Annotated in this window: 12 protein-coding genes; 2 read left to right on the top strand and 10 right to left on the bottom strand. The window is 32.4% G+C overall.

The genetic code is table 11. The annotated features are described in order from the left end of the window. The first annotated feature begins 230 nt into the window (after positions 1-230). A complete protein-coding gene (locus H2650_RS04110; protein ID WP_188049478.1) occupies positions 231-1,409 on the top strand; it encodes an acyl-CoA dehydrogenase family protein in 1,179 nt (392 codons plus the stop codon). Between the two features lie 71 nt (positions 1,410-1,480). On the opposite strand, the gene H2650_RS04105 is transcribed toward H2650_RS04110, so the two are convergent. The 8 genes from H2650_RS04105 to H2650_RS04070 form a co-directional block, all read right to left on the bottom strand. Further along, entirely contained in the window at positions 1,481-1,798 is a 318-nt protein-coding gene (locus tag H2650_RS04105; protein WP_035668621.1) for a 2Fe-2S iron-sulfur cluster-binding protein, read from the bottom strand. Between the two features lie 56 nt (positions 1,799-1,854). Further along, on the bottom strand, positions 1,855-2,094 hold the full coding sequence (locus H2650_RS04100; protein WP_188049477.1) for a NifU family protein: 240 nt from the start codon (positions 2,092-2,094) through the stop codon (positions 1,855-1,857). 39 nt (positions 2,095-2,133) lie between these two features. Beyond that, the gene (locus H2650_RS04095; RefSeq protein WP_188049476.1) at positions 2,134-3,270 is read right to left on the bottom strand and encodes an Mrp/NBP35 family ATP-binding protein; all 1,137 of its coding nucleotides are present in this window, start codon (positions 3,268-3,270) and stop codon (positions 2,134-2,136) included. A gap of 344 nt (positions 3,271-3,614) precedes the next feature. After that, entirely contained in the window at positions 3,615-3,941 is a 327-nt protein-coding gene (locus tag H2650_RS04090) for an MGMT family protein (RefSeq protein ID WP_188049475.1), read from the bottom strand. Positions 3,942-3,982: 41 nt separating this feature from the next. Then, positions 3,983-4,618, bottom strand: coding sequence for a LysE family transporter (locus H2650_RS04085; protein ID WP_188049474.1), 636 nt, complete (start codon positions 4,616-4,618; stop codon positions 3,983-3,985). Positions 4,619-4,664: 46 nt separating this feature from the next. Then, complete coding sequence (gene trmB, locus H2650_RS04080) at positions 4,665-5,342, bottom strand: tRNA (guanosine(46)-N7)-methyltransferase TrmB (protein WP_188049473.1); 678 nt, start codon at positions 5,340-5,342, stop codon at positions 4,665-4,667. 118 nt (positions 5,343-5,460) lie between these two features. Further along, positions 5,461-5,973, bottom strand: coding sequence for a nuclear transport factor 2 family protein (locus tag H2650_RS04075; protein WP_188049472.1), 513 nt, complete (start codon positions 5,971-5,973; stop codon positions 5,461-5,463). Positions 5,974-5,987: 14 nt separating this feature from the next. After that, on the bottom strand, positions 5,988-8,444 hold the full coding sequence (locus H2650_RS04070; protein WP_188049471.1) for an AsmA family protein: 2,457 nt from the start codon (positions 8,442-8,444) through the stop codon (positions 5,988-5,990). Between the two features lie 516 nt (positions 8,445-8,960). On the opposite strand from H2650_RS04070, the gene H2650_RS04065 reads away from it, so the two are divergent. Next, on the top strand, positions 8,961-10,550 hold the full coding sequence (locus tag H2650_RS04065; protein WP_188049470.1) for a murein L,D-transpeptidase: 1,590 nt from the start codon (positions 8,961-8,963) through the stop codon (positions 10,548-10,550). Positions 10,551-10,695: 145 nt separating this feature from the next. Here the strand turns inward: H2650_RS04065 and H2650_RS04060 are convergent, their stop codons facing one another. Further along, entirely contained in the window at positions 10,696-11,010 is a 315-nt protein-coding gene (locus tag H2650_RS04060) for an HPF/RaiA family ribosome-associated protein (protein WP_188049469.1), read from the bottom strand. A gap of 383 nt (positions 11,011-11,393) precedes the next feature. After that, positions 11,394-13,496, bottom strand: coding sequence for a prolyl oligopeptidase family protein (locus H2650_RS04055; RefSeq protein WP_370566803.1), 2,103 nt, complete (start codon positions 13,494-13,496; stop codon positions 11,394-11,396). Between the last annotated feature and the right edge of the window lie 33 nt (positions 13,497-13,529).

The following is a 13,529-nucleotide window of genomic DNA, read 5'->3' as shown; positions in this document are numbered from 1 at the left end:
ATCCAATAATGAAATTATTCAACCACTATAATTAAAAACAACTTCTATTTTTTTATTAGGAGAAGATTTTTTAAAATTTAAAATTCACTACATTTATATATAGCAATTTTCAAATAGCTTCGTACAAGCTTAAAAAAGCTATGTTTTTCACAAAATAGAAAAAATATAACATTTGTTAATGCATTTGTTATATTTCTTTGTGTAGATTTGTTCTTTTAAAATTAGCTAACATGAAACCAGATTTATTTCAATCCCCTGATTATTACAACCTAGACGATTTACTAACAGAAGAGCACAAATTAGTTCGTGATTCTGCGCGTGCTTGGGTTAAGAAAGAAGTATCGCCTATTATAGAAGATTTTGCTCAAAGAGCAGAATTTCCGAAACAAATTATAAAAGGTTTGGGCGAAATTGGCGGATTTGGCCCTTATATTCCTGAAGAATATGGAGGAGCTGGATTAGACCAAATATCATACGGATTGATCATGCAAGAAATTGAACGCGGAGATTCTGGTGTTCGTTCTACCTCTTCTGTACAATCTTCATTGGTCATGTATCCTATTTGGAAATACGGAAATGAAGAACAAAGAATGAAATATTTACCCAAATTAGCTACGGGCGAATTCATGGGATGTTTTGGATTAACAGAACCTAATTATGGTTCTGATCCAGGAAGCATGATTACCAATTTTAAAGATATGGGTGATCATTATTTGCTAAATGGTGCCAAAATGTGGATTTCTAATGCACCTTTCGCAGATATTGCCATAGTTTGGGCTAAAAATGAAGAAGGTAGAATACACGGTTTGATTGTAGAAAGAGGAATGGAAGGATTTTCTACTCCAGAAACACATAATAAATGGTCGCTTCGTGCTTCCTCAACAGGAGAATTAATTTTTGACAATGTCAAAGTACCAAAAGAGAATTTGTTACCAAACAAATCGGGATTAGGAGCCCCTCTAGGTTGTCTTGATTCTGCTCGTTACGGAATTGCTTGGGGTGCTATTGGTGCTGCTATGGATTGTTATGATACTGCTTTGCGTTATGCAAAAGAAAGAATTCAGTTTGATAAGCCTATCGCAGGAACACAATTACAACAAAAGAAATTAGCCGAAATGATTACTGAAATCACAAAAGCACAATTGCTAACTTGGAGATTAGGAGTGTTAAGAAATGAAGGAAGAGCTACAACAGCACAAATTTCAATGGCTAAAAGAAACAATGTAGATATGGCAATTCATATCGCTCGTGAAGCAAGACAAATGTTAGGCGGAATGGGAATTACAGGAGAATACTCGATTATGCGTCACATGATGAACTTAGAGTCTGTAATTACTTACGAAGGAACACATGATATTCACTTATTGATTACTGGAATGGATATAACTGGAATTCCAGCATTCAAATAAGTCATTCAATATTAGATACTATGCTTATTAATAAAGCAAAAAAAATCCCGATAAATATCGGGATTTTTTATTTAATTTTCTGGAGCTAGTTCTAACTCTAAACCTTCTAGACTTTCAGTAATCGGGATTTGACAACCCAAACGACTATTTGATTTTACATAAAATGCTTCAGAGAGCATCGCCTCTTCATCATCACCCATTTCTGGTAATGCTACATCGTTTAAAACATAACACTGACAAGAAGCACACATTGCCATTCCGCCACAAGTTCCTTCAACTGGTAACTCGTATGCTTTACACAACTCCATGATATTCATCGCCATATCTGTAGGCGCTTGTAATTCATGAACAACTCCTTCTCTATCTTTAATTTTTATTAATACATCCATCAATGGTTGTGCGTTTAAAGTTTTATTTTTTAATGTATAAAATTCAAATAAACAAATTATAAAATATTTACAACCGTTTCTATTTGTGGCGCAAACTTTTTAATAGTAGTTTCTACTCCAGCTCTTAGTGTCATTTGATTTACACTACAACTAGTACAAGCCCCTTCAAGACGCACTTTTACATGCTTGCCGTCCTCAATAGAGATTAATGTAATATCACCACCGTCAGAAACCAAAAAAGGTCTAATTTCTTCTAATGCTTTTTGAACTTCAATTGTTAATTCTTCTGTTGTCATATTAATTTTATTATTGCTAATTGCAGAGCCGTTAATCGATTACTTTTTAACTGATGAGCAACCCGCCATAGTTGTTATTTTTACAGCTTCAGTGGCTGGTAAATTTTCATTTCTGCTAATCACTTCGCGCACTACATTTCGCGTAATTTCTTCAAAAACAGTAGCTGTAACTGAACCTGTTTGCATGGCTGCTGGGCGACCATAATCACCAGCTTCACGAATAGACTGCACAATTGGTACTTCTCCTAGGAAAGGAACCTCAAGATCTTCAGCAAGATTCTTAGCTCCTTCTTGTCCGAATATGTAATATTTGTTTTCTGGTAATTCCTCGGGTGTGAAATAAGCCATGTTTTCGATGATTCCCAAAACTGGAACATTAATCGCATCAGACATGAACATCGAAACTCCTTTTTTAGCATCTGCTAATGCCACTGCTTGTGGTGTGCTTACAATTACAACTCCTGTAATCGGTAAGGCTTGTACAATTGAAAGGTGAATATCGCCCGTTCCTGGAGGTAAATCTACTAGCATAAAATCTAATTCTCCCCAGTCTGCATCAAAAATCATTTGATTTAAGGCTTTAGAAGCCATCGGACCTCTCCAAATAACAGCTTGACTTGGTGAAGTAAAAAATCCAATAGAAAGAATTTTTACTTCATAGCTTTCCACCGGTTTCATTTTTGATTTCCCATCAATAGTTACAGAAACTGGTTTTTCGCTTTCTACATCAAACATAATTGGCATCGATGGACCATAAATATCAGCGTCAAGAATCCCTACTGAGAATCCCATTTTTGCTAATGAAACCGCAAGGTTTGCTGTAACAGTAGATTTTCCAACTCCTCCTTTACCAGAAGCTACTCCGATAATATTTTTTATTCCTGGAATTGCTTTTCCTTTAATCTGATTTGGATTTTCAGCAACTGCAGCTTCTACTTTAGTATTAACCTTAACTTTAGCATCAGGAGAAACTAAATCATGGATGGTTTTCTTGATATCTTCTTCTGCTCTTTTCTTAATGTGCATTGCTGGCGTGTGTAACACTAAATCTACCACTACTTCATCTCCAAAAGTGATCACATTTGCAACTGCTCCGCTTTCTACCATATTTTTTCCTTCTCCAGCTACAGTAATTGTTTCTAAAGCTTTTAGGATGTCTTTTCTATCTAATTTCATTTTGAATTTACTTTTTCTGTTGGTATTTTACACCAAAATATTATCTTTATTTAAACTGATTTCAGATTACAAAGATAACAGATTAAGTTCTTAAAATAAAGGAATTACATCGGATTTATTGATGATAGAATTGCGCGTATTTATTTGATTTTTCACAAGAAAAATAACAGTTAGTAATTTTAGAAAATCAAAAAGAAAAACTACTGAATTTTAATACATTTAAATTTTGAATGTTCATGAATTGGCATTAAAACCCTTATTTAAAACCTATGCCTAATTTATAAATATAAAAAACTACTTCAGAGTACAAGGATTCCAAAAACATCTAAAAAACAATTAATGTATTACAATCGCACTTCTGGAATCCAAAGCACCTTATCGAAATCCACGATCTGATTGTTGACAATTACTATTCCTTCATTTTCAAGCAATTGTTGCATCAAATTGGTACCGTCAAAGTGAAGTTTGCCTGTTAACAATCCGTTTCTATTAACAACTCTATGTGCTGGAACATCGTCTAGATTATGGGAAGCGTTCATTGCCCAACCTACCATTCTTGCTGAACGTGCAGTTCCTAATGCTTTGGCAATAGCACCATAAGACGTCACTTTACCATAAGGAATTTGTCTAACGACTTCGTAAACCCTTTCAAAAAAGTTGTCGTTTGTCATGGTTTGAGGATTAAAAATATATTGAAAGTTTATTTTAGAAATTAACTCCAATAATACTTTATAATATTAAATAAGGTAAGTGCTGATATTAAACCGGTTATGCTTCCTATAATAGTATTCATATTGCGCATAAAATAATCGGTTTTGTGTTGGATTTTTTGAAAGAAGGTGATGTAAAAATAAAACACTAAAAAAGAACCCAATACTACACCCGTAACAAAAACAAAAATAGAGGTAATATCAAAATAAAATAAATTGTAAGAAGCTAAGGTTACGCTAACAAAAACGTAATAGGGAATGGGGAAAAAGTTTAAAACCGAGAGCAACATCCCTAGAAAAAAACGTGTAGAGGTACTTCTTTTCTTTATTTTACCTTTTTTCTTTTTGGGCTTTTTAGCAATAAACAAAAAGTAAATAGTTAATGCCAAAAATATACCCAATCCTACTTCTCTCAATAAAACAATTACCTCTGGACGGCTTTTGATATATTGTGCGAAAAAAATAGCCAATGTAGCTTGAAAAAAAATCACCAAAATTGCACCTAAAACAAACCAATATGCACTTTTTTTACCTTCTTTTAAATTCACTTTGGTAGCCGTCATATTGATCAAACCTGGAGGCGTAATCCCTATAACAGCAGTAACAAAACCCAAGAACAAAGAAGTGATTAAATTCATAGTCAAAATGCGGATGTCATAACGAAGATATGCTCTTCAAAAAAAATTATTGTTTGATTTTGAATCGAATATACGTAATTGCTTTGTTAACTTCCAAATATTGTTTTTCGTAAAAAGTTTGAAAAGCAGTTACTTCTTCTGGACTTCCTTCATTAACATAAACATTATGATTGGCGTATAAAACTTCGTGACCTTCTCCATGCAGCAACCCTAAAGTATAACCATGCATAAACTCACTGTCTGTTTTTAAATTAACAACGCCGTCTTTTTTAAGGATTTTTTTATACAATTGTAAAAACTCAGAGTTTGTCATCCTATGTTTGGTACGTTTGTATTTGATTTGAGGATCTGGAAAAGTAATCCAGATTTCGTCTACTTCATTTTCTGCAAAAATATGATTGATCAATTCGATTTGGGTACGAATAAAAGCAACGTTGTGTAAACCTGTTTCTACAGCAGTTTTTGCACCACGCCAAAAACGAGCTCCTTTGATATCAATACCAACAAAGTTTTTATTAGGATACCTTTCGGCAAGTCCTACTGAATATTCTCCTTTTCCACATCCTAATTCTAGGACTAATGGATTTTCATTTTTAAAGAATTCAGAATTCCATTTTCCTTTTAACGGAAATAAGTCTCCCACTACTTCCTCTCTTGTAGGTTGAAAAACATTAGTGAACGTCTCGTTTTCTTTGAATCTCTTTAATTTATTTTTGCTTCCCACTTTTTTATAATATTTCGGCAAAATTAAGGAATTATATATGACTGAACGATTAGTAAGCAAAATTTAATTCCGACTCATAATACTTAACAACTATAAAGGCAGTTTTATACCCAAAAAACTATAGCTTTTTCTTTTCTAATTCTTTTATCAATTGTTCTTCTATACCTTCTTTGATCTTTATAACTTCACGGCTCGTAGCATTAGGAATCGTCATAGAGAGCACATATTGTTGTATTTTCCATTTTTTCCCTATTTTGACTAATATTCCTGAACCACGACAAATTTTCATCTGTGTATTTAGCAACTCATCAAACCAGGCCGTTTTACCAGAATTATCAAAGAAAACGTGACGTTCTAAAGCCGTAAAACTCCATGCTTTTCCTTTATCAAAATGAGGTTTAGCATACGCCTGAAATTCTTGTTTGTTCCAATTTTCTGTAGCATCTGTTCCAATAAAAACAGCATCATCGGCCATCAATTCGAAATAGCCATTGTAATCTGCATTAGCTGCAGCTTTATGCCAAGCATCCATAGTTTCGTTAATTTCAACTACTGCATTTGCTTTATTTTCTTGTTTACTTTTGCAACTTAATACCAATAAAGTGACTAGAACAATACATAATTTCTTCATAATACAATAAATTTTTAGTTATGGTTTTTATTCCATCTAATTTTAATTTTACCTCCTTCATCAATAGCTAGTAAATACAGTACGACACCATTGTATCGTTTCTCCTCTTTTTCTATATTACTGGTAATGAGTTCATCTTTTTTTGGATTTCTAAGAGGAATAGTCATTGCTAAATTGGTTCCTGATCCAAAAGAATAGACTCCATCGACATCCAAATTCAGAATATTAGAACTTACCTTCAAATCTTTTACGGTTACTAAATCGCCATTAATCTTAAAATTTCCTAATAAATCGCTAAAAACAACGTTGTTTACCTCTCTAAATGGAAAAGCGAATTTACCTATATTTGTTAAAGGCTTAAAATCAATTAAAGCACCATTTTTTACATCAAACTTAGCTGTTCCTCCAAGAGAATTTGTCTTAAGTTGTCCGCCAGAAAGCAATCTGCCCGAAACAGAAGCGGAGGCATTTAGTAATCCTTTTAAATTTTTTGGTTGAAAGGATTGAATTCCAAAATTATTAAACGCAGCTAAAAATTTAGCGATATCTACTTTATTGATTTGTGCGTTAGATTGCAACAAAAAAGTATCAGAATCAGGAGTTAGTTTTCCATCAAATGTAATCGTTCCGCCTGCACTTGCTACCGAACCGTTTTTTACAATTAGTTGATTATTAGCTAATAAAACCAACGCATTTGCATTCGTAGCCTCTAACTTGCTATAAACCATTTTATCTGCTTTTAGGTTTAATAGCACTTGGCATTTATCAATTACAGAATACATTTTATCAGAAAAATTGTTGTTGTCTTTTTTGGTAATTATTTTTTTATGATTAGCATTCGTAATTACTCCAGCAAATTGTTTTACATCAAGAAATGGAGCATAAATATCCCAATTCACAATCATTTTTTCAGGATTATCGTAATAAAGAGTTAGAAAGTTATCTATTTTTCCATGCATAAAAACCGCATTGCGACGGTCGTTAAAATTTATTTTTTTTATTATAAGTGCTTTTTCAGTAAAATCAAGATCAATATTGGTTTTTACAAAAGTTAGATTTCTTGGTCCGTAATATATCACTGCATTTTTGACGGTTGTATTTCCGGTAAATAGTGGTTTTTGAATTCTTAAATTGGAAACACCAAATTTGAAATCCAGATTCACATTGGCTTGACCATCAGAAAAATGCATGAAATCTTTAGGAATAATTTCATTCAATCGTGAAACTTCAAAATCTGATTTAAAAGTGCCCGCAACAATTGTCTTTTCAAAATTTGCAATAATCCCAATTGGAATTTTAAAAGGAATCGTTTTGTATTTCCCCTCAAAATTAGTTAATGTAATAGTCGAATTTACATCATTACAAGCGGTAGTTTTTACGTATTGATTGGTAAAGCTAGCCTCAAAACTACAGTCGTTAATTATACCATCTGGAATTTTAAGTTCATTATTTTTTATTTTTGTTATTACCTTAATTTCAGGATCTCCAACAGCATTCATATCACCAATAATAGTACAAAGAACAAGAATTGGCTTTTTTAAATTAAACTGATTAATTCTGTCGCTGATATTTGCACTTAATAAAGCAGAAGCATTCTGCCATAAAATGGTCGTTTTTATAGCAATATCAAACGGTGATTTGTTTTTATGTAAACTAAAATTTGCTTTGATATTAAAGATTTCTTCACCAATTAAAAGTTTATCTGTAGCCACACTAATTTTATTTTTAGCATCGGAAAAACTAACTTTTAGCACGCCTTCAACTATTTTATCCCTGATAAAACTACCTCTTTGAGTATTGAATGCCATGCTTTTTGCAAGCGTTTTTAAATACAAATTGGTGTTCCAATTGTCGTTATCAAAATCTATTCTGCTGCGAAGTGCAATGATATTAAAATCAAATAATTTATTTCCGAGTTGGTTTTCTGAAATGAAATGAACCTCATCAAACACAATTTCGTTAAAGGTGGAAGTAGCAGCGCTTTTAGACTTATCAATTTTTGCTTTGGGTCTAAAAATAGCTGTATTTACAATTCCGTCTTTTCCCTTGTACAAATGGATTGTCGCCCTTTGAATTTCAATTTTATCGATACTAATTTCATTATGCAGCAAACCCAATACATTCATTCGAATCTCAATTTCATCTGCTTTCAGCAAAGTGCGTTTATGTAAAAAATACAAACTATCTCTTAATTCTACTTGACTTAAAGCCAAAGTCATATTTGGAAATCCTTTTAGAAATTTATAATTGATATCATTGATGTGAATTGTTCCAGTGATATTATCGTTAATCTTAGCATTAATTTGTGTAACTATTTTTGCTTTATTATGATTAAAATAAAAAGCGAGACCTATAGCAGATAGAAAAAAAAGGAGGACCAATCCTAGAAAAAACAATACAGTGTATTTAATTATTTTTCTAAAACTTGCTCCTTCACTATAAACTGAGCTATGCTTCCAAAATTGTTTCATCGATGCTTGTTCTCTAATTTGAATACAAGGTAGCTAAATTTAGTAGCTTATGACGTTTGAGAGCTAGAAACTGTTTTCTAAAATTATTTTTACCTAAGCTTTTTAATTATTTAATGTCAAAAAACAAATCATGAGTATGACAGTAAATAACTTATTACCAATTAATTAAAACAAGACAAAGTTTTTGCTATTTTTATATCTTTAAAAAAAATGCTGGAATCCGTTTAAATCATTTGAGAGTTATTTTTTTTTATATAATGTGGAACAGACATTACATAATTATTGGATTCTAAAAACCTAAATGCGCTATTAAACGTATCATTTTCTTTGCTTATTTTTAAAGTAATTATTGATAACCAGTTCCTTAAGTCAAAAAAAACATTCGGATTAATTGGTCTTCAAAAATTAATTTTTAAGTTCAAAAATTGGCACTATTTTAAACAAGTAATTCAGCACAAGATTTGATGTACTTTTGCTATTGATTTAGTGTATTCTAAACACATTAAAATTAGATTTATGAAGAAAAAAATTACTCCTATACTCCTGATTACTTTTACATTTTTATTTGTTTTGGTTTCTTGTAAAAAGAAAATTGAGAGTCAACCTGCAATAGTTCCAGCTACTATTAACACCATTGAAGTTGCTTTTGATAGCACACAAATTAAAACTTTTTTCCAGAAATATCCGGATCTAATTTCCTATCAAGCAGAAGTAGAAGAACTTTATCGCAAGCATCAATCTCATTATATTTGGTTTGATAAAGATGGTCTTAACGAATTTTCTGGTTTGCTTTATAACAAAGTAAACAATCTAAGTTCAGAAGGCGTAGAGACTGTGATTCCTTATAAAGAAAAATTTGATGCAATTTATAGCAATCCAGAAAACAATAAAAAAGCCAATGTAGATACCGAGTTATTAAGTTCGTCATTGTACTTTTTTTACGCACGAAAAGTCTATTCTGGTATCGACAATCAAAAAACTAATGATTTAGAATGGTTTTTGCCTCGAAAAAAACAAAGTTATGTTCATTTTTTAGACTCTTTATTAGTAGATCCATCTTTGATTAATAAGGAAGAGAAAGGCGTTTTAAAACAGTATTATCTTTTAAAAGATGTATTGCAAAAATACCAAAAAATAGAAAAAAAAGGAGGCTGGGACACGATCACGCTAAATCCTAAAGTAAAATCGTATGTACCAGGCGATAGTGCAACAGCAATTGCACAAATAAGAAAATATTTATTTGTTACCGATGCCATTTCTAGTGATTCTAAAAGTATGGTTTATGATGAAGAATTAGCAGCGGGCGTTTTGAACTTTAAAAAGAGTAGCGGGAATGCTATAAATAAAACGATTTTGCCAGAACATATTAAATACATGAATGTTCCTATTAGCCAACGCATCAAAACGATTATGGTAAATATGGAACGTTGCCGATGGATTTCGAATGATATTACTAAATCGAAAGAATTAATCGTGGTTAATATTCCTGCCTTCGAATTAACTTTTTTTAGAGATGGCAAACCCGAATTACACTCTAGAGTTGTTGTGGGCAAGACTATGAATAAAACCGTTATTTTTAGTGCTCCAATGAAATACATTGTTTTTAGACCTTACTGGAATGTACCAACGAGTATTTTGAAAAAAGAAATTCTTCCTGCTATCGAAAAAAATCCAAATTATTTGGCACAACATAATATGGAATGGAATAATAATTCTGTGAGGCAAAAACCGGGAACATCAAATTCATTAGGATTAGTGAAATTTCTATTTCCCAATTCGAATGATATTTATTTGCACGATACTCCCTCAAAAAGTTTGTTTAATAGAGACACTCGCGCCTTTAGTCATGGATGTATCCGAGTGGCAAAGCCAAGAGAACTTGCCGCTGCAATCATGAAATACGACACCAAATGGAATGCAGAAAAAATTAATGCCAAAATGGATAGTGGAGACGAATATTGGTATACGCTTAAGAACAAAATTCCAGTTTATATTGGTTATTTTACATCTTGGGTAGGTGATGATGGCATTATCCGATTTTATGATGATGTGTATAAAAGAGATGATAAGCTAGCCTCCATTTTATTTGAAAATAAAGTTAAATAAGAGTTTTACAATTAATAAGAAAAAATAGTGATCAAAAATCTATTTTCTAAAATCTAAAGTTTAATCACTTCTTGATTCCATAAAAAAAATGACACGATCTAAAAGTAAGATCGTGTCATTTTTTTTATACCAAAAACAGTACTATTTAATACGTTTTCTTTTTTTCAAAAGTGGTTTCTAATACTTTTTTGATTTTATCCAATGCACCATGAAATGCTTTTTCAGTAGTGTCGGCATGATTTGTAACCGCAACAGGCTGCATATTTATCGGACGCGCTTCAATAAGGCAACGCTTATCGTTGGTTCCTGATTTATCACTATTCTCATCACCAAGATGTACTTCTAAACGAGTTATTTTATCTTCAAAACGAGCTAAAGCAGTTTGTAATTCTTCTGAAATATATGCTTTTAAACGTGCGTGTCCTTCTACGTTATTGTCTGTGTTGATTTGTACTGTCATGTTCTATTTATTTAATGTTTGTCTCTCAAATTTACCGAAAAGGTTATCAAAAAACGACTGCATTAATAAAACATTGTGAAAAAAATTGAAAGAAAATAATGATTTTTCCGAAAATGAAAAAACAATGATTATTGTATTTGTTTTAGAGTGTAAATTGGATAATATACCTCAGCTATTTTAAAATTATAAATAGCTAAATCAAAATAAGATATCCATATTACATAAAACAAAAAACGCCATTCTTACTAACAGCGTTTTATTGAAAACTAAAATTGTTTTAAGCAAAATACCCTAGCCCTGATGGAAACGGCATCCCCCGCTTTTTAGCGGGGATACAGTGTACAGCAGGAAATAGCTCCTTAAAAAAGTAAAACTAAGGAGAATTATTTAGACTCTGGCAATTTTTGAATGCCCATATTATAAAGTGTGAATGCCTGAATATCGACGTTTTCCTGAATAGTTGCTGCAACAGATTTTCCGGCTCCATGTCCTGCATTGATATCAATACGAATTAGAACTGGATTTGTTCCTGCTTGCTTATCTTGTAATTCTGCTGCAAATTTAAAACTGTGTGCTGGTACCACTCTATCATCATGATCGCCAGTAGTTACCATTGTAGCTGGATATTGAATGTCTTTTTTTACATTGTGAACTGGAGAATAGCCTTTAAGATAATTAAACATCTCTTTGCTGTCTTGGGCTGTTCCATAATCATAAGCCCATCCTGCTCCTGCGGTAAAAGTATGATAACGCAACATATCCATTACGCCCACTGCTGGTAAAGCTACTTTCATCAAATCTGGTCTTTGTGTCATAGTTGCCCCTACAAGCAAGCCACCATTTGATCCGCCACGAATGGCAAGATACTGAGAAGATGTATATTTTTGAGCTATTAAGTATTCTGCCGCTGCGATGAAATCATCAAATACATTTTGTTTTTGCATTTTAGTTCCTGCATCGTGCCATTTTTTTCCGTATTCTCCACCACCGCGTAAATTAGGTACTGCATAAACCCCTCCGTTTTCCATCCAAACGGCATTGGCAATACTAAAACTTGGAGTTAAGCTAATATTAAAACCACCATAAGCATATAAAATTGTTGGGTTTTTTCCATCCAGTTTTAATCCTTTTTTATGAGTGATAATCATTGGAATTTTGGTTCCGTCTTTAGAGGTATAAAACACCTGTTTTGATTCGTATTGTTCACTCTTAAAATCTACTTTTGGTCGTTGATAAATGCTAGAGATTCCTGTTTTTGCATCAAATGAATACGTAGAACCTGGCGTAATGTAATTGGTAAACGAATAATAAAGTATATTCTCTTTTTTCTTACCACCAAAACCTCCTGTAGTTCCTACTCCTGGCAATTCGATTTGACGAATTAGTTTCCCTGAATAATCATATTGTTTTACTACCGAAACGGCATCTTGCATGTAATTGGCAAAGAAATAACCAGCACCCGTTGAAGTCGTTAATACGTTTTCTGTTTCTGCGATAAAGTTTTTCCAGTTGGCTGGTTTTGGATTATTTACATCAACCGTTACAATGCGTTTGTTAGGCGCATTCCAATCTGTATCTATAAATAATTTTGTGCCTTCGTTTTCAATAATAGCATTACTGCTTTTGAAGTTATCAACGATAGTTACAATAGGACTATTGGCTTTTGTTAAATCTTTAATGTACAATTCGTTACCATAAGTAGAATTTGCTGCTGTAATTACCAAATAATGATCATCTTCTGTAACGCTTCCACCAACATAACGGCGTTTTTTATCTGCCCCAAAAATAACCTTATCTGTTTTTTGTGCCGTTCCTAATTTATGAAAATATAGTTTGTGTTGATCTGTTTTTGCCGATAGCTCGCTTCCTTTAGGTTTATCATAACTAGAGTAATAAAATCCTTCATTCCCTTTCCAAGAAACGCCGCTAAATTTTACATCCACAATAGTATCTTCGATAATTTTTTGAGAGATTGCATCCATAATAATTACTTTTCTCCAGTCACTACCGCCTTCAGAAATTGCATAAGCTACTTTAGATCCATCTTTAGAAAAGTCTAAACCTCCAAGTGAAGTAGTTCCGTCTTTAGAAAAAGTATTTGGATCTAGGAAAATAGTTTCGTTTCCTTTGGCATCTTTTCTGTACAAAACCGATTGGTTTTGCAAACCATTATTTTTATAGTAATACGTAAATTCACCTTCTTTGAATGGTGCACCTATTTTCTCATAATTCCATAATTTTTCCATGCGTGATTTTAGCGCATCTCTGAAAGGAATTTTAGACAAATAATCGTAGGTAACTTCATTTTGAGCTTTTACCCAAGCTCCCGTTTCGGCAGATTTATCATCTTCTAGCCATCGATAGGGATCAGCTACTTTAGTATCAAAATAAACGTCGACAGTTGTCCCTTTTGTGGTTTGTGGATATTTCATTGTAGTTGCTTTTTGATCTTGACCAAAAGTTGCCAATGTAGAAGACACAGCCATAATTAAAAAAGTTTTTTTCATTAGATTCTGTTT

Source organism: Flavobacterium sp. GP15 (assembly GCF_014281985.1).
In the GTDB taxonomy this organism is placed as follows: Bacteria; Bacteroidota; Bacteroidia; order Flavobacteriales; family Flavobacteriaceae; genus Flavobacterium; species Flavobacterium pygoscelis.
This window is presented reverse-complemented; position numbering and strand designations above follow the sequence as displayed.

What these genes read in the sequence shown, in the direction of transcription:
- H2650_RS04055 (WP_370566803.1), bottom strand. Translation starts at nt 13,496, where the DNA reads ATGGCTGTGTCTTCTACATTGGCAACTTTTGGTCAAGATCAAAAAGCA.
- H2650_RS04090 (WP_188049475.1), bottom strand. Translation starts at nt 3,941, where the DNA reads ATGACAAACGACAACTTTTTTGAAAGGGTTTACGAAGTCGTTAGACAA.
- H2650_RS04105 (WP_035668621.1), bottom strand. Translation starts at nt 1,798, where the DNA reads ATGGATGTATTAATAAAAATTAAAGATAGAGAAGGAGTTGTTCATGAA.
- H2650_RS04070 (WP_188049471.1), bottom strand. Translation starts at nt 8,444, where the DNA reads ATGAAACAATTTTGGAAGCATAGCTCAGTTTATAGTGAAGGAGCAAGT.
- H2650_RS04110 (WP_188049478.1), top strand. Translation starts at nt 231, where the DNA reads ATGAAACCAGATTTATTTCAATCCCCTGATTATTACAACCTAGACGAT.
- H2650_RS04095 (WP_188049476.1), bottom strand. Translation starts at nt 3,270, where the DNA reads ATGAAATTAGATAGAAAAGACATCCTAAAAGCTTTAGAAACAATTACT.
- H2650_RS04065 (WP_188049470.1), top strand. Translation starts at nt 8,961, where the DNA reads ATGAAGAAAAAAATTACTCCTATACTCCTGATTACTTTTACATTTTTA.
- H2650_RS04085 (WP_188049474.1), bottom strand. Translation starts at nt 4,618, where the DNA reads ATGAATTTAATCACTTCTTTGTTCTTGGGTTTTGTTACTGCTGTTATA.
- H2650_RS04100 (WP_188049477.1), bottom strand. Translation starts at nt 2,094, where the DNA reads ATGACAACAGAAGAATTAACAATTGAAGTTCAAAAAGCATTAGAAGAA.
- H2650_RS04075 (WP_188049472.1), bottom strand. Translation starts at nt 5,973, where the DNA reads ATGAAGAAATTATGTATTGTTCTAGTCACTTTATTGGTATTAAGTTGC.
- H2650_RS04060 (WP_188049469.1), bottom strand. Translation starts at nt 11,010, where the DNA reads ATGACAGTACAAATCAACACAGACAATAACGTAGAAGGACACGCACGT.